General features: G+C 69.8%; 12 protein-coding genes. All 12 read left to right on the top strand.

The genetic code is table 11. From position 1 onward, the window contains the following. Positions 1-229 precede the first annotated feature (229 nt). Entirely contained in the window at positions 230-946 is a 717-nt protein-coding gene (locus IE136_RS20925) for a DJ-1/PfpI family protein (RefSeq protein ID WP_189601097.1), read from the top strand. 570 nt (positions 947-1,516) lie between these two features. Then, positions 1,517-2,167: a hypothetical protein gene (locus tag IE136_RS20920; protein WP_158984737.1), complete on the top strand. Its 651-nt coding sequence runs from the start codon at positions 1,517-1,519 to the stop codon at positions 2,165-2,167. 827 nt (positions 2,168-2,994) lie between these two features. Then, on the top strand, positions 2,995-3,960 hold the full coding sequence (locus IE136_RS20915; protein WP_189601096.1) for a PaaX family transcriptional regulator: 966 nt from the start codon (positions 2,995-2,997) through the stop codon (positions 3,958-3,960). A gap of 404 nt (positions 3,961-4,364) precedes the next feature. Next, positions 4,365-5,252 (top strand): alpha/beta hydrolase family protein, encoded by an 888-nt coding sequence (locus IE136_RS20910; protein WP_158984733.1) that lies wholly within the window; start codon positions 4,365-4,367, stop codon positions 5,250-5,252. Positions 5,253-5,464: 212 nt separating this feature from the next. After that, positions 5,465-7,369 (top strand): rhamnogalacturonan lyase, encoded by a 1,905-nt coding sequence (locus tag IE136_RS20905; protein ID WP_444545721.1) that lies wholly within the window; start codon positions 5,465-5,467, stop codon positions 7,367-7,369. Between the two features lie 267 nt (positions 7,370-7,636). Next, a complete protein-coding gene (locus IE136_RS20900) occupies positions 7,637-8,686 on the top strand; it encodes a glycosyl hydrolase 53 family protein (RefSeq protein ID WP_189601095.1) in 1,050 nt (349 codons plus the stop codon). Between the two features lie 60 nt (positions 8,687-8,746). Further along, positions 8,747-9,832 carry a rhamnogalacturonan acetylesterase gene (locus tag IE136_RS20895; RefSeq protein ID WP_229819001.1) on the top strand — a complete coding sequence of 362 codons (1,086 nt, stop codon included), beginning with the start codon at positions 8,747-8,749 and terminating at the stop codon, positions 9,830-9,832. Between the two features lie 38 nt (positions 9,833-9,870). Continuing rightward, positions 9,871-10,743, top strand: a complete 873-nt coding sequence (locus tag IE136_RS20890) for a GDSL-type esterase/lipase family protein (RefSeq protein ID WP_229819000.1) — start codon at positions 9,871-9,873, stop codon at positions 10,741-10,743. 80 nt (positions 10,744-10,823) lie between these two features. Next, positions 10,824-10,991 carry a hypothetical protein gene (locus tag IE136_RS20885; protein WP_158984729.1) on the top strand — a complete coding sequence of 56 codons (168 nt, stop codon included), beginning with the start codon at positions 10,824-10,826 and terminating at the stop codon, positions 10,989-10,991. Positions 10,992-11,324: 333 nt separating this feature from the next. Beyond that, a complete protein-coding gene (locus IE136_RS20880) occupies positions 11,325-13,715 on the top strand; it encodes a serine/threonine-protein kinase (protein ID WP_308432440.1) in 2,391 nt (796 codons plus the stop codon). Beyond that, positions 13,712-16,015: a serine/threonine-protein kinase gene (locus IE136_RS20875; protein ID WP_189601093.1), complete on the top strand. Its 2,304-nt coding sequence runs from the start codon at positions 13,712-13,714 to the stop codon at positions 16,013-16,015. The genes IE136_RS20880 and IE136_RS20875 overlap by 4 nt, the downstream gene beginning before the upstream one ends. 920 nt (positions 16,016-16,935) lie before the next feature. Then, positions 16,936-17,672 (top strand): hypothetical protein (locus IE136_RS20870; RefSeq protein WP_189601092.1); only part of this gene is annotated, 737 nt, incomplete at its 3' end.

Raw genomic sequence — 17,672 nt, 5'->3', positions numbered from 1 at the left:
CACCCGTCCTCCCCCTGGTCGACGACCGCCTGGTCACCAGTCAGGGCGTCTCCGCCGGCATCGACGGCGGCCTGTGACTCGTCGACACCTCCACGGCCGCGAGAACTCGCGCGAGCGGTACCGCACGATCCAGGACGAACCTGCACTCCCGTACCTGGCGGACGAGTCGCTCGTTCGCTGACCCTTCGGGCCCACCCGACCCACTCCAACGCCAACAGAGGAGATCCACGTGAACCGACGCACCCTTCTGCGCAGTGCGACCGCCCTCGGAGCCGCCGGCCTCACGACCGGCGCTTCCCTCGGCGCGGCCGCCGCGTCCGAGCCCCGCCGTCACCCCTCGCTGCGGGTACAGGTCGTGCTCTTCGAGGGGGTGGAGGAGCTCGACCTCGCAGCCCCGTACGAAGTGCTGGCCGCTGCGGACCATTTCACCGACCGCTCCGTCGATGTCCGCTACGTCTCCCTGGACGGCCCGCGCGCCGTCACCGCCGCTTTCGGGACCAAAATCCGTGTCGACCACGGCTGGGCTCCGGAGCAGGCGGACGTCCTCGTCGTGCCCGGTGGTGGGTACGCCCGCCGGGAAGACCCCGGCGTGTGGGCGGAGATCCGCCGCGGCGCGCTGCCGCGCGCACTGGCCGAGGCTCGCCGCCCGGGCCTGACTCTCGCCGCCCTGTGCACCGGCGTCATGCTCCTCTCCGCTGCGGGCGTCATCCGGGACCGGCCGTGCACCACTCACCACAGGGCCCGGGCCGACCTCGAACGGCAGGGCGGCCTGCTGAAGAACGCCAGGGTCGTGGACGACGGTGAGCTGGTCACCGCCGGCGGGGTCACATCCGGCCTGGACCTCGCCCTGTGGCTGGTCCGCCGTGAACTGGGCGTCGAGGCCGCGCTGGGAGTGCAGTCCATGCTCGAGTACGAGGCCCGCGGCACCGTGTGGACGGCCGGCTGACAGGATGCCGCTCATCGCACTACCCGTGCGTGGGTGACGGCGAGGCGTGTCCCGTAGCCAGGCCCGGTGCAGCGGGAACCGGTGGCCTCATTACCGCCGAGCCGCCTACGTGACGTCTTCAAATGGTCTCGGGTGGTTGGTCACGGGGTCGTGATAAGCCGTCATGCAGTACGTCTTGCTGAGCGGCGATCGACATCAGTGTCACCCAGATCTCCTCCTGTCAACGAGAAGGCCGCACCCCCACCGTGCCGGCACATCCAGGCCAGGGCGACCCCCTGCGGTGACAGCACTGGGACGCTCCAATCAGAGAGCCCCTGCGCGCCGTTCGGGAGACCCGTCTCGTGCGGAGGGGCCGCGGACGCTCCTCAGGCGGCGTGTGACACCGTTCGTGTCGGACTGCCCCGTGCGGGCGCTACAGTGTGCCGCGCGGTTCGACACGGGTGACCACCGTGTCCGCGGGCACGGCCCGGCCGCCCCACCTTCTGACGAACCGTCGGAGGTGCGCGGGCCGACCGTTGGGGCTGTTGCGGGCCGGCCCGTAACCGGAATCAGGAAACAGCCAGGAGAACCATGAGAAAGAAAACACGGAGAGCCGGCATACTCGCCGCCTCCACCGTCCTCGCCGCGGCAGCCGCCTTCATCGCCGCACCGAGCGCCAACGCCGGCACGTCCGAGATCGCGAACCCGGGCTTCGAGAGCGGCAACGCGTCCTGGAGCGAGTACGTGACCCCCTTCGGCGGGCACCCCGTCAACAACTCCTCGGCCTGGCCCGCCCGCTCCGGCGTCGGCAAGGCCGAACTCGGCGGAACGGGCTACACCGGCATCAGCCGCATCTCCCAGCAGGTCACCGTGCCGGCGTACAAGGTTCCGGTGCTGACGTTCTGGCTTCGCAGCGACGTGGTCCGCGCGGACTCGCCGGACTTCGGCTTCCGCCAGCTGGTCGTCGAAGCCACCGCCGAGAACGGGCAGAGTCACGAGCTGCACAGCCGCATGAACAAGGGCGGCACCGCAGGCGCGTACGAGAAGGTTTCGCTCACCCTGCCCGACGCTTTCTACAGCACGTCACCGCAGAAGGTCACCCTCACGTTCATGGTGATCGAGGACAACAAGAACCGGATGCCGTTCCTCATCGACGACGTGGGCATGGAGTACCGGCTGAAGCTGATCTCGCGCCCGATCGTCATCCCCGGCGCGGACTTCACGAGGCCCGTCGTCCGCTGATGGCCCGTCCGGCGTGCGGCGCCGCCCGTAGGGCGTCCGCGCCGCACGCCCTTTGCCCCCCGTGCGCCCCGGGCGGCGGCGGAGCCCCCCGTTCCGGTGGGGCGGACGAGGAGGCTCGGCCGGGTCAGGGGCCGGCTCGGCACGCGCAAGAGAGCGGCCGCGCACGTCGCGGGAGCTCCGCCGCCAGGGCCCGGGCCCTGGCCGAACGGGTTCAACCACCGGTGGCGCTCACGACCCGGGACATCCTGGCCCTGGTAGGTGGTGGTGGCTACGCATGAGGTTGCACTCGAAGCGAGCGGCCGGAGTCGCCGGGCTTTCAAGGCGAGGCCCTGCGCCAAGCGTGTGAACGTACACGATCAAGCACGTGCTGATGTAAGCGCACGCGGGTGATCGTTTCAAGCGTTTCCCGCGAACTGGTGTGAACGTGCACAGCGCGCTGCAGGTCGGTCGGCCGATGGCGGCCGGACCGTGTGCTGCGCTTCGGGGGCGCTCTGCACCGCCGACTGCGTCCCGGCCCGGTCGGCCCGCCGCTCGTCGACACGGTGTCGGCGGACCGAGCGTGGCATCCGCAACCAGGGCGGCGGGCGAGATCCCTCCGTTACTCGAAAGCGTGCTTCACTCAGTGTCCGACCGGGCATCGAACTGATGCTCAACTACGTCAGTCGACCACGTCAGTCAGCGTCCGAGTGCGCGTTCGCCGACGCGAGCGTGCCGATTGTCGTGGGAGACATCGGCGGACAGGGTGGCGACAGTGCCGCGCGAGTCCGGTCCGGGCGTGAGACCAGGCCTTCACGGGGGCCGCCGTATGCGACGCGTCGGAGCAGACCTTGACGAACCTGTCCCACCTCGAGGAGATCTTCTCCGGCGACGGCACTCGGCCGACGCGGTTGCCGCGCTGGCAGACCGGCGGTTCACCGGCGGGCTTGGCGGTCACCCTGATCGCTGACTACACGCTTCCGGCCCGGGCCTGGTTGCCGGCGGCGGCGATCGTGGCGTTGCTGGGGGAGTTCGACGTGGCCGACGGCGCCGCCCGTACGACGATCAGCAGGCTGGCGCGCCGAGGGGTGCTGGAGGGCAGTCGGCAGGGGCGGTACAGCTCGTACCGGCTGACCCGGGAGGCCGCAGTCGATCTGTGGAACGGTGGTGGCTCGATCGCCACGTTCACCACGCAACCCGACTCATGGGACGGATGGTGGACGCTGGTCGCCTTCTCCGTACCGGAACATGCGAGCACGCGGCGGCGCGCGCTGCGCACCGCGCTGCGGTGGCGGGGGTACACGCCGCTGTACGACGCGGTCTGGGCATCACCGCACCCCCTCACCTCCAAGGGGCGTGCCGAACTCGCCGACTTGGCGCTGGGGGCGGTGAGCGTGTTCCGCGCGAGACAGGTGGATCTCGAGACGGAGGCCAACCGCAACCCGGTCGAGGCGTGGGACCTGCCCGGCATCGCCGACCAGTACCAGATCTTCATCCGGCGGTGGAGCAGCCTGCTGCCTCTCATCAGCGCCGGTGGCGTCACCGGCGCAGCGGCGGTGCGCGCCCGCACCGAGGCGATGAACACCTACCGCCATTTCCCGGTGCTGGACCCCCTGCTGCCCATCGGTCTGCTGCCGGCCGACTGGCCTCGGTCCCGGGCGCGGGCGGTGTGCGTCGCGGTGTACGACGGTCTGGCGCAACCGGCCCAGGAACACGTCCGTACGGTGGCGGCCCGGTCCGCGGACGGTCCGCACCTGGACATCAGTGCCCACACGATCGCCGGCATGAGTGCCGGCATCGGTCACTGTCACGGCTGAGTTCAAAGGGATTGGGCCGCAACGATTGACAGATGAGAGTCCGGTCGCGACTCTTTCTGTCATTCAAGGTGATGTGGGAACGTTCACAGGCATGTGGTGCGCAACGAGGAGATCGCATGTATCGCCCCTCGCCGCCTCGGGCCTTCGTACCTCCGCATCAGTGGTGACAGGAGGCATCTCCATGGGTGAGTTACGGCTGGCCGGCTCGACAGTCGCGGTGGTTCCCGGACCGGCGTACGAGTTGAGGTCCGCACCGTCGCTCGTGAGCAGCGTGTTCCCGTTTTTCAGTGGAAGTCGCACCACACGCCGTCACCCCATCTGATGCTTCCCCACCGATGAAGCGACCGGGCCACGAGACCCCACGTTCCCCCACCTCAACCCCCCCACTCACACAGGAGTCATCCATGAGCATGCAACGGCGTACCTTCCTGACCCTGAGCGCGGCCGGTGCGGCGGGGGTGGGTGCTTCCCTGCTCGGTGCCGGGCAGGCAGGCGCCCTTGTCAGGCCGCAGGGCGCACCGACCAAGCGGTTCGCCGTCGGCGTACGCGCGTACGCCTGGAGCCGCGGCACCCGCAGGTGGACGACCTACGTCTACTACCCGGCCACCGGCACTCCGGGCGGAGCCCCCGTCACCAACGCGCCCGTCGCCGAGGGCGTCTTCCCGGTCTGTGAGTTCATGCACGGCTTCAGCAGCAGCCCGCAGAATTCCCTGGCGATCATCCGCCCTCTGGCCGAGGCCGGCTTCGTCGTCCCCGCCCCCCACTTCGCCAGGCTCAGTGGCGGAGACGTCTACAACGGCAACCAGTCCAAGGACGTCTCCGAGGTCATCACCCGGACCCTCGCGCTGGCCCGGGCCGACGATCCGCTGGCCGGCCACATCAACACGACGGTCGGCGTCGGCGTGTCCGGCCACTCGATGGGCGGCATGACCACCCACGGCCTGCTGACCGCCTGGCCGGACGAGCGGATCGTCACTGCGATCCCGATGTCCTGCGTGGACATGGGCAATCCCAGCAGCCGGGTCAAAGCCAAGGTGCTGTTCATGCACGGCGACCGGGACAGCACCTGCCCCATCTCCTCCGCCCGCCAGGCGTACCGCGAACGGCCCGCACCCAAGGCGTTCCTCACCTTCCGCGGCGCGGGCCACAGCAACTACTTCGGCGATTCGCGGACGATCAACACCTTCGTGGACTGGATGCGCTGGAGCCTGTACGGCGACACCGCCGCCCGCGACCGCCTCCCCTCCGGCGCCGGCTCCAGCACCACCACCTGGGAGTCCGTCCTGAGCTGAGAGCCACCGCTCATCGCCCCTTCCATCAGATTGTCATGATCAGAACAAAAGGTGAGGTCGGGCTGCCGGACGTCTCCGGTGGCGCCGCCTCACTGAACCCGCCGGCGCGAACCATCACCACCCGTGTCTTCCGCGGGGGAAGCACCCCGTCGTCCACCACCGCGTGATGCACCGCAAGGCGCGTACACCCCACCCCCACACCGGAGGTCACTGTGACCGACTCCCACCGCCGTCCCCGCACGGCGCCGTGGCAACGAAGAATCCGCCGAGCCTCGGGCGGCCGCATCGCAGGCGCTCTCGCCGCCGCCGTCACACTGGCCGGCTCCGCGCTCACCATGCTTCCCCAGACCGCGCAGGCCGCGACCGCGCGACAGGTGGAGCGCCTCGACCGAGGACTGACCAGTGTCCACACCAGCAGCGGGAACCTGGTGTCGTGGCGCTGGCTGGCCACCGACCCGAACGACGTGACGTTCAACGTCTACCGCGGCGGCACGAAGCTCAACTCCTCGCCGATCACTGGTTCCACCAACCACTTCGACTCCGGCGCCCCGGACTCCGCCGACTACACGGTGCGCGCCGTGGTGAACGGCACCGAGCAGGCCCCCTCCGAGCGCGCGCTGCAGTTCCGGCCGGGATACCTGGATGTGCCGATCTCGCCGCCGGCCGGGGGCACCGCTCCGGGGAACTCGCCGTACACCTACGAGGCCAACGACGCCAGTGCCGGCGACCTGGACGGGGACGGCAGGCTCGATCTGATTCTGAAGTGGCAGCCGACCAACGCCAAGGACAACTCCCAGTCCGGCTACACCGGCAACACGATCGTCGACGGCATCAAGCTGGACGGCACCCGGCTGTGGCGCATCGACCTGGGCCGCAACATCCGTTCCGGCGCGCACTACACGCAGTTCCAGGTGTACGACTACGACGGCGACGGCAAGGCCGAGGTCGCCATGAAGACGGCCGACGGCACGCGGGACGGCACCGGCGCGGTGATCGGCAGTTCGGCGGCCGACCACCGCAACTCCAGCGGGTACATCCTGTCCGGGCCGGAGTATCTGACCATGTTCAACGGGCAGACCGGCAAGGCGATGCAAAGCGTCGACTACGTCCCGGCCCGCGGCAACGTCTCCTCCTGGGGTGACAGCTACGGCAACCGCGTCGACCGCTTCCTGGCCGGAACGGCATACCTGGACGGCGCCCGTCCCTCCCTCCTCATGGCCCGCGGCTACTACACCCGCACGGTGATCGCGGCCTGGGACTGGCGAGGCGGCCAGTTCACCCGTCGCTGGACCTTCGATACCACCTCCTCCGCCAACAGCGGTAAGGGTTACGACGGTCAGGGCAACCACAGCCTTTCCGTCGCGGACGTCGACGCTGACGGCAAGGACGAGATCGTCTACGGCGCCATGACCGTCGACGACAACGGCAACGGGCTGTGGACCACCAGGCTGGGCCACGGCGACGCGGGCCATGTCGGAGATCTCAACCCGTCCCGCGCGGGCCTGGAGTACTTCAAGGTGTCCGAGGACGGGAGCAAGCCGGGCTCGTGGACGGCCGACGCGCGCACCGGCCAGATCCTGTGGCGTACGGCCTCCGGCGCGGACAACGGCCGCGGGGTCGCCGCGGACGTCTACGCCGGCAGTGCGGGCGCGGAGGCCTGGTCGGCCACCGACACCACCCTGCGCTCGGCCACCGGCGCCTCTCTGGGCCGGGAGCCGTCCAGCATGAACTTCGTCAGCTGGTGGGACGGCGACCCCGTGCGCGAACTCCTCGACGGCACCCGCGTCGACAAGTACGGCACGTCCGGCGACACCCGACTGCTGACCGGCTCCGGGGTCCACTCCAACAACGGCACCAAGGCCACCCCGTCGCTGTCCGGAGACATCCTCGGCGACTGGCGCGAGGAGGTCGTCTGGCCGACGGCGAACAACACGGCCCTGCGGATCTACTCCACGCCGCACCGGACGAACACCCGGATCACGACCCTGCTCCACGACACCCAGTACCGTACGGCCCTGGCCTGGCAGAACACGGCCTACAACCAGCCGCCGCACCCGAGCTTCTTCATCGGCCACGGGATGCCGACGGCTCCGCGGCCCACCGTCCACACGCCCTGAACCTTCCCCGGCCGTCCATCCCGCCCCATGGGCGGTCGGTCGGCGGCCGGGGGCCGGCTGCTTCGCCGGGAGACCGGACACGGCCGGCGCAGGCAACAGCACCCTGCACGCGCGGCTCGGTCGTATCGGCGCGAAACGCCTCCTACGACGGACCACCGCCCCTCGCCCCCCCTGACCGTCACCAAGCCTGGAAACACCGCCCCCACGACCACCCCGCCCGTCGGCCGCAGCGACTCAGGTGCGGCCGGTGCGCAGGAAGGAACGACCATGCCCGAGGTATCCGGTTCCGGACCGATCAGCCGCAGGACCCTGCTCAAGGCCACCACCGCCACCGCCGGGGCGATCGCCACCGCCGCCGCGTTCGCAGAACTCGAGACGCCGGCCCATGCCGCCGCGGGTTTCGTCAAGGGCGTCGACATCAGCTGGGTTCCGCAGATGGAGGCCCGCGGCTTCTCGTGGAAGAACGCGAGCGGACAGAAGCAGGACCTGCTGACCATTCTCAAGGGGTACGGCATCACCGCCGTGCGGTTGCGCACCTTCGTCAATCCCTCCAGCAGCCCGACCGACGGGCATTGCGGCATCAACGAGGTCGCCGCCTTCGCCAAACGGGTCAAGGCCGCGGGAATGTCGATCATGCTCGACTACATGTTCGGCGACACCTGGAACTCCGTCGGCGTGCAGAACCCGCCCGCAGCGTGGAGGAACATGAGCTACAACCAGATGCGCACCGCGATGAGCACGTACGTGAACCAGACCATGACGGTCATGAAGAACAACGACGTGCTCCCCACCTGGGTGCAGATCGGCAACGAGATCAACAGCGGGATCTGCCGCCCCGTCGGCAGCGTCTCCAACCCGGCGCAGATGACCGGGCTGCTCAACGCGGCGTACACCCAGGTGAAAGCGGTGTCACCGAACGCGACGGTGTGCATTCACCTGGCCCAGCCGCAGAAGTACGACGTGATGACGACGTTCTTCAGCCGCTACGCGGCCAACGGCGGCAAGTGGGACATGTCGGTGTTCTCCTCCTACGGCAGCGCAGACGTCGCCCCCGGCATCGTGGCGAACATGAAGAGGATCTCCGACGCCTACGGCAAACCGTTCCTGCAGAGCGAGTTCGGCGGCCGGGTGGACAGGGCCGCCTCCACCCAGGCCGCCCTGGTCGCCTACACCAAGGCGCTGAAGGCCAACGGCGGGCAGGGCATCTTCTACTGGGAACCGGAGTGCATGTCCCCGTTCACCGGCTACGCCATGGGCGCCTGGGACTCCGCCACCCAGCGGCCCACCACCATCATGAACGGCTTCACCCAGGCCTGAGCGACGGCCACCGACCGGCACCTGTACGTCTTCCCGACCAAGGATGGAGAAGCGAATCTGATGAGCATGTCATTGAGGCGCCGCAGCGGGCACGGGGCCCGGCTGGGGGCAGCCGGCCTCCTGACCTTCGCGGCGCTGGCGGGTACGGGTGCGGCACATGCCGATGTCGCCGCACCGCGGGCTCTGCCGGCCGGCTGTTCCGGCACCTCGCCGATCACCTGTCACTACGCGGTCGCTCCGGGCAACTACGACGTGACGGTCTCCCTCGGTGGCGCCGCTTCCGCCGGGCAGACCGAGATGTGGGTGGAGGCCCGGCGGCTGATGCTTCCGGCGACGAGGACGGCGGCCGGCAGCGTCGCCACGTACTCGTTCACGGTCAACGTGCGGCAGCCGGAGGGGCAGCCGACCGGTCAGGGCGGTACGGGGAACCCCGGTCTGAACATCAGGTTCACCGGGTCGAATCCGCAGGTCTCGGCCGTCTCGGTCAAGCCGGCGCCCCAGCCGCTGGTCGCCTACCTGGCCGGTGACTCGACCGTGTGTGATCAGCCGAGTGCTCCGTACACCGGGTGGGGTCAGGTGATCACGACTGCGGTGCGGCCCGGTGCCGTCATCGCCAACTACGCCGACTCCGGAGAGGGTTCGGGCAGCTTCCTGAGCAACGCGGCGCTCTTTCCGGCGCTGCTGTCGAAGATCAGGGCGAACGACCCGGTCTTCATCCAGCTGGGACACAACGACAAGCAGACCAGCGCGTCGGCCTACCGGAACAACCTCGACACCATGATCTCGCGGGTCCGCGCCAAGGGCGGCGTCCCGGTCCTGGTGACGCCACCGGTCCGGCGGCTGTTCGACGGCAACCGGCTCACGCCGACGGCACTGCACGTCAACGGCGTCGGCGTGAACCTGCCCGCCGAGATGCGGGCGGTCGGTGCGGCGCAGAGGGTTCCGGTGATCGATCTGACCGCCAAGAGCAAGGCGCTGGTCGAGTCGCTCGGCACGTCCGCCTCCGCACAGCTCTTCCTGCGCTCCTCCGTCGACGGCGTCACCGACAACACGCACTTCTCGCAGTACGGCGCGACCCGGATCGGCGAGCTGCTCCTCCAGGGCATCCGGGAGCAGCGCCTGTCCCTGGCCGCTTACCTGCGCTGACCCAAGCGGGGCGGAGTCCGTCCCTGGGAGGAAACCAGATGAAAATGCCACGTGCACGGATGCTCATCACCACCGCTCTGGTCATCGCCTTGTCGAACCTCGGCGTTCGCGCCGCCTCGGCGGTGGACAGCACCGCGGCGAACTGCGCAGACGTCTCCAGCGCAGCGGCACCGGCCGCACGCGCGGCGGCCGCGCCGGTCACCGTGTGGCTGGCCGGTGACTCCACCATGGCGAACCCGAGCGCCGGTCGATGCCCGGTCGGCTGGGGCAGCCAGTTCGACGCGCTGTTCAACACCGACGTGACCGTCAGGAACCACGCGGTGGGAGGCCGCAGCGTCCAGACCTGGTTGTACGAGTCCAACGTGAGCAACACCAAGGGCTCCGACGGCGAGTGCGTCATCACGTCCCCCACGTACTCGGCCCGCTGGCAGACCATGTTGAACGCGAGCACCGGGATGAAGGCCGGCGACTACCTGTTCATCCAGTTCGGCATCAACGACTCCTCCTCGACCTGCCCCCGGCACGTCGGGCCGGCCCGCTACCAACAGCTGATGACCACGATGGCGAAAGCCGCCCTCGCGCGGGGCGCGCACCCGGTGCTGCTCACCCCGGTCGCCGCCATCACCTGTTCCGGCAGCACGGCGACCAAGAACCGCGGCTTCGTCAACCAGACCTTCGCCGCCGGAGCCGCCGCCGGAGCGCCGGTCATCGACCTGCAGACGCTGAGCGTCTCGCTCTACAACAGCCAGCGCTTCTGCCCCCACAACGGCGACTACGGATCGGGTCCCGTGGGAGCCTTCTTCTGCAACGACCGCACCCACTTCGAAACCCACGGGGCGCAGCAGGTCGCCAGGCTCGTCGCCGGTGACGTGCGGCGGCAGAACCTCCCGCTCGCCGCGTATCTCAAGTAGCACCGGCGGGGAGCCCCCCCGATCTCGGGGCGCGACGCCGTTCGCCGCGGCCAGTGTGCCGCGGCGAACGGTCCGGTGGGGTGAGAACCGGCCTCGTGATCTCCGCCGGCACCGCGGACGGGAGATCCGTCCTGATCGACTTCCAGCCCGACGGATCGCTCCACGGCTACGACATCGCCACCGGAGAGCCGGGCGCCGGACAGGGACCGCGCCCGGCAGGGGAGTGTCCGATCCGGCTGATCCGGTGATCACGGAAGCGCGTGCTGACCGATGCCGGCGCGGTGGAGATCGACGTTCCCCGGGGCCGGACCGGCTCATTCAGTCCGGCCGTCGTGGCCCACGCATGCCCTACCAGCAGCCGGCCGACTCGGTATGACACCGCCGCGTGGGCCTGGCGCAGCCCCTACCCCGGTGGGTGGGCGTTCGACCGGAAAGGGGTCGACGCCGCCCGACCAAGGCCACCGGGTCCGACTCACCGGCCGAGCGCCGCGACTTTCACGTGGCAGGGCGGAGCAGAGGACGTGGTCCGCCGTGGCATTGTCAGGCCATCGGGGGCCGGGCGGCGTTACGATCTGCGATTGATGGGGGTGGTGTCAACGATGCATGACGCAGGGGGCGTTGACGACGGGGGCAGTCGTGCCGAGCAGGGTGCGGATACGTCACGTGAGGGTGGGTCAGGCCGTGTCGGGCCGTACGTGCTGGAGCGGCTCCTCGGCGAAGGCGGTATGGGGCACGTGTACCTCGCCCGGCGAGCCGACGCCCCTGCGCGGGCTCCGGTCGCACTCAAGGTCGTCCGACCCGAACTGGCCCGCGACTCGGAGTTCCTGGCGCGTTTCCGGCGGGAAGTGGCGGCCGCCCGCGCCGTCACGAGCCCCTGCGTCGTTCCCCTCCTCGACTCCGATGCAGACGCGGCCGTGCCCTGGCTCGCGATGGCTTTCGTGCCCGGCCCCTCTCTCGAAGACGCCGTGCGCGGTACGGGAGCGCTGTCGGAGGACCGGCTCAGGGAACTCGCCCAGGTGCTGGCCGCAGCGCTGGCGGACATTCACGCGGCAGGGCTGGTCCACCGCGATCTGAAGCCGTCCAATGTGTTGTTGCACCCGGACAGGGGCCCGCAGGTGATCGACCTGGGGATAGCCCGCGCCATGGACGGCACCCGCCTCACCGCGACCGGCCTGGTCATCGGCACCCCCGGCTTCATGGCACCTGACCAGTACCTCGGAGGCGACCCGCAGCCCGCGAGCGACGTCTTCGCGCTCGGCGCGATCCTCGCGTACGCGGCGACAGGGCGACCGCCGTTCGGGGATGGTCCCCACCATCGGATCGGATACCGGACGATGACCGAGGAGCCCGACCTCGACGGCGTCCCGGCCGGTCTCCTCCCTCTTGTCGCCGCATGCCTGGCCAAGGACCCCACGGCTCGGCCGGATCCGGCGGCGATCCAGCAGGCGCTCGCCGGCCGGAGGCTGCCGTCAGACTCGGCCCTTGCCGCGCTCCTCTCGCGGCTGTCGCGCCGGCCGGTCTCACGTCGCCGAGTGCTGATCACGCGAGGCGGCCTGGCCCTGGCCGTGGTGGCGGGACTGGTCGGCGGCGCCTTCGCACTGCTCGGAACGGGCGGTGGCGCCGGGACCGGGTCCGGCGCTCGCCCCGTACCCAAGTCGCCTGCCCCGGCCAAGCCTGCCGGACTTCCGCTGCCCGCACCGATCAGCGCGCTCGGCCCGGCTGCGCCCGTCGGGCCGTGGACCAGAGCCTGGCAGGACACGACCATCCTCCAGGACCACAACAGAGCGGAGTACGAGCGGGTCACGAAGGACGGAAACGACTACGCCGTCGAGGCGTGGCTCACCGACAAGATCTTGGTCCGGGTCGGCCCACAGGCTGTTCAGGGGCTTTCCACCGACACCGGCAAGGCGCTGTGGACGCTCCAGCCGCCGGAGCCGGGGCTGGTCCCCTGCCAGGCGTCTCGTACCGCTCCTGGCGGTGTCGGGGCCGTCACCTTCGCCGAGCCCGCGGCGAGGGGCGCTCAAGGCACCGGCAGGTGCGACCGCATCGTCGCCGTCGAATTCGCCACCGGCAGAGCCCGCTGGGCTCGACCGCACCCGGGCGGGGAGACGTACTCCAGCGCCAACCCCAGGAGCATCGCAGTCGCTGCCGGTCATGTCATCGTGCACAACGGGGACTACGTCGGCGCCCTGCGGTTGACCGACGGCTCCCTGGCCTGGTCGCACCGGGGCCGCGACCAGAAGTGCGCCGTCGATGACGCGACGGCCGGACAGTTCACCCTGGTCGAGACGCTGACCTGTCCCTTCGACGAGTCGGGCGGGCGTTCCCGCCCCACCACCGTACGGTCGATCGATGCCGCCGACGGCACGGTCCGGTGGACGTCCAGGATTCCCGGCGACATCCCCGCCGAGCAGGTGGAGAGTGCCGAACCGGCCGTGGTGAGCCTCCCAGGGAGTATCGGCGTCATGGGAGGCCCCCTGATGGTGTTCGACGGGACCGGCCGTCCCGGCCCCCATCTGCGGGCGGCACAGCCCTTCGGCCGACTCGACGACGTCCGCAACGACTACCAGCTGACCCCTACCGTCTTCGGCTGGCGGGAGACGGTCTACACCGTGAGTCAGCGCGACCAGGACCGGCGGATCATGCAGAGGCGGATCGTGGCCGTCGACTCCCGCACCGGCACGATCCGCTGGCATGTCCCCGTGCCGACTGGTTCGAAACCGGTCATCGCAGGGGTGGACGACCGGGGCGTCCACGTCGTCCACGTCGCCGCGCCGGGCACCTCCGCCCTTGTCCGGTACGCCCTGGCCGACGGCCGGGCAGAGGAACTCGGCACGCTACCGGCGCTGCCTGAGGGCGCCGAGTTCGACGGTGCTCGTCTTCACGGTGACCGGCTCGCGCTGATGACCGGCGTACACAACCTGCTGACGAAGGGCGTCATGATGTTCCGGTCCTCGGGAAGCCGCTCATGAGCACGTTCACCCATCCGCTGGAGCCGGGCGACCCCCGCCGTGTCGGCCCGTACCGGCTCCTGGGACAGCTGGGCCAGGGCGGAATGGGACGGGTCTTCCTCGGCGAGGACGCCGAAGGGCACCGGGTCGCCGTCAAACTCATCCACGAGGCGTTCACCGCCGACTCCGAGTTCCGGGGCCGGTTCCGGCGCGAGGCGGCCGCCGCCGGGCAGGTCCTCAGCTACTTCACCGTTCCGCTGGTGGACTCCGGTCCCGACGACGCCGTCCCATGGCTCGCCACCCTCTACGTGCCGGGCCCCTCTCTCGACAAGGCCGTCCGTCGTGACGGACCGTTGACCGTGGACCGTCTGTGCACCCTCGCGGCGGCCCTCGGCGAGGCGCTGATCGTCATCCACGCCGCGGGCATCGTCCACCGGGACCTCAAGCCGTCCAACGTGCTGTTGGCCGAAGACGGCCCCCGGGTCATCGACTTCGGCATCGCCAGGGCCGCCGACTCCGACGACCTCACCGGTGCCGGCCGGATACTCGGCACGTTCGGTTACGCGCCGCCCGAACAAGTGATGGCGGAGGAGCAGGTGACCGCCGCCGGAGACGTCTTCTCCCTGGGCGGGGTGCTGCTGTTCGCGGCCACCGGGCGAGAGCCGTTCGGTGACGGCCCGCCCGCCGTTCTGGCCTACCGCACCGTCCACGAGGAGCCGGACCTGGACGGTGTGCCCGTGGAGCTGACCGGATTGATAGGACGTTGCCTGGCCAAGGATCCCGGGCAGCGGCCCAGCCCCCGGCAAGTGATCGCCGAGGCCCGTGCGGTGCAGTCCCGGGCGCAGGGATCGGCCCCGCACGAGGCGGCGCAGGAGCCGACGTCGTACCGTCTGGCGCCGCCGATCCCCGCATCAACGCTACCGGTTTCCGCGGGCCCGGCCCCGGACGCCGGCACGGGAGAGCGCAGGTTCCGCCGCCCCCGCCTCCTCATGGCCACGGCCGCGGGCCTGGCCGTCTCGGCCCTTGTCACGACGGCGCTGATGTGGCTCCCCGACCGGGACGGCTCGAGGAGTCCCGAAGCAGGCAAGGGCGGCAGCAGCGGCACGGCCGTCGCTCCACCTGATCCACCTGCTCAACCCGCCTCTGAGGGCGCCGACCCGGTACCGGCCATCACCGTCGCCGGGGAACGCCGACGGGCATGGACCGCGCTGCCGCACGACGACGGCACAGACGCCGAGGTGCTTGCGGCCTGGCTGACCAAGACCGCGGTCGTCCGCGTCGATTCCGCCGCCGTCCGGGGCTTCGATCCGCGTACGGGCGCCGCCCGGTGGACGGTGACCCCGCTTACCGCGGGCATGGTTCCCTGCGGAGGCTCGGACGGAACCACCGCCACCAGCGGCAGGGTCGGCCTGGTCCGCTTCGGCAAGGCCCACACCTCACCGGCCCTGTGCGACACCGTCGCCGCGCTCGACACGGCCACGGGCCGACTGCTGTGGCACCGCCGGATCGGCGAAGCACCCCTGGCACTGGCCTCCGTCTCCGGCGACATCCTGCTCGTCGGAGGGGAGGAAGGCATTCTGGGCCTGCGGCGCACGACGGGCAGGACGGCGTGGAGCTACCGGTGGACCCAGGCCGACTGCAGAGCCAGGGAAGTGCTGCCCGGCCCCCGATCGGCCCTCGTCTCGGAGTCCTGCGAGTCCCCCGACGGCCGGTATTCCGGCCGTGTCGTGGAGCTCGACACCACAACCGGCAGGTCACGCGTCGTCGAGACCGCCGACCAGGCCACCTCGGTCCGTCTGCTGGAGGCCGATCCTGTGGTGATCGGATACGAGGACCCCGACTCGCCGACCATCGAGCTCGAGAAGGTACGCATCCTCCGTCCGGACGGACAGGCGCCGTTGGACGTGTCCGCGGCGCATCCGTTCGGGCGCTTCGCGGGCAAGGACGTGACCGGGGAGGGGGTGTGGGTGACGTTCACCGAGGGGGAAGGCAGGACGCGGGGGCTGGCAGCCGTCGACCTCCGACAAGGGAAGGTTCGCTGGCACGTTCGGCCGCCCGGGGAGGACTCCGACGTCACGATCTTGAGGATTCAGGGAGACTCGCTCTACACGGTCGAAGCGGACCACATGGTAGGCGAGCGACTCTCCTACGAACTGCGCCGGCGGTCGCTGGCGACCGGTGCGATCACCGAGTCCGCGCGCCTGCCCCCGACGTACCGGGAGGGCAGTCCGAGCCGCCTGGTCGCCGCGGGCGGCCTCCTGGTGCAGTTCAACAACACACCTCCCTTCCACTTGGCCGCGTTCGACACGACGACAGGATGAGCGCGCGGTCACGAGCTGTGCCTCCCGGCACGGGCTCGGCTTGGCGCCGCCCGGACCGGGAGGGCCGATGAGAAGAAGAGAGCAAGTCGTAGCCTGATCGGATGAGTTGTCGTACCACTCGACGGCGGTGTCGACGCGTCTCGCGGACACGATGTGATTGAGGCCGGACGGGGTCGGCGGAGCGGTCTCGGGGGAGGACATCGGCACCACCTCCCGGCCGACGGGGACGATTGCGTGTCCTCCACACCGGCAGGAACGCGCAGGTCAGAGGCGCATGTGGTGGGACACCACGGTTCGCGGTTCACGGTCCGGGTGAGTACGGACCACCGTGGGAATCGTGTCGGCGCTGGTTTCGAGGGGTGATTTCGGAGCGCGGCGAAGTGACAAGGCCGAACAGCCCTTAAAGTATCGGCGATATCTGCATTTTCGGCCAAGCGGTTGGGGCGATATCCGGCCGCGGAGGGCTGCTCACGTCGGGGCTCGATGGAGAGGTTTCTCCGGACTGTGCCAGATCGCGCGGATCATGATCAATGCAAGTATCGCATGACAAGGTCTGTGGAATGTCCCCAGGTCCGTTTTCGCCCTCCTCGGCAGTCGAACAGACTCGGGCTTTCCGGGGCTCAGGGAAAGCCTCAAAACGCCGTTAGCGGACACCGTTAGACGCATCGTCAGGTACGCAAGAACGCACAGGTCGGAACCGGTTGACCGCCACTGGCAAAGATCTAGTAAAGGGCTTGGGCTCGAGTGGAACTGATGGGCTCACATCAGGCAGGCTCACGATTCTTTGTACGCAACACGTAAGCAAAGGCTGGCCCATGAGTGATCGTTGGGTCCGTAGCCCTCGGCTGTTTCCACCGGGTCGTTCCGGTAGGCGCAGACTGAGGGCTACGGCTCTTTTCGTTCTTGTCTTCTTCTCCGGCATGCTCACCACTGAGACGGCGATGGCCATGGGGGCCACGCTCTCGCCGGTGAAGATGCCCCAACTCTCCCTCTCCGGGCTCTGGAAATGGATCAACGAGAACCCTCTGGACACCCCTGACCAGCAGGGCGGTACCGCCCGTGGCAAGGGGCACCACGCCTCCTCGGACGCCACGAGCGCCGAGGGTGATGCCGGGCGTAAGCCGGGCAAGGGCAAGGGTGAGCTCGATGCGTTCGAGCGGCCGAACGAGCGCCCGGGCACGTCGAAGACCGGTGCTGCCAAGGGCGACGCCAAGAGCTTCGACGCCCGTACCAGTAAGCGGGATGCGAAGAAGTCGACGGCGACGTCGGACTTCTACGTCAACGCCGACGGCTCCACGACCGTGCGTCACTTCGCGGGCCGTACGAACGTGAAGGTGGCTGACGGTTCCTGGAAGCCGATCGACACCCGGCTGACCGAGGACACCGACGGCCGTCTGCAGCAGCGCGCCAACTCCCTGGATGTCGAGTTCGCGCAGGACGCCTCGGACCAGCAGCTGGCGTCGGTCGACTTCGGCGCGGGGCGCTCGCTCGGGTACGCGCTGAAGGATGCCGCAAAGGCCGAGCCCACGGTGGCCGCGAACGGCACGGTGACGTACGCCGATGTGTTGCCGGACACCGATGTGCAGCTGGTGCCGCTGGCGGAGGGCTTCAAGGAGAACGTCGTCCTGCGCTCGCCGCAGGCGGCGAACTCCTGGAC

The organism is Streptomyces lateritius, assembly GCF_014649715.1.
Lineage (GTDB): Bacteria > Actinomycetota > Actinomycetes > Streptomycetales > Streptomycetaceae > Streptomyces > Streptomyces lateritius.
The sequence above is the reverse complement of the archived record's forward strand: the minus strand, read 5'-3'. Positions and strand labels throughout refer to the sequence as shown.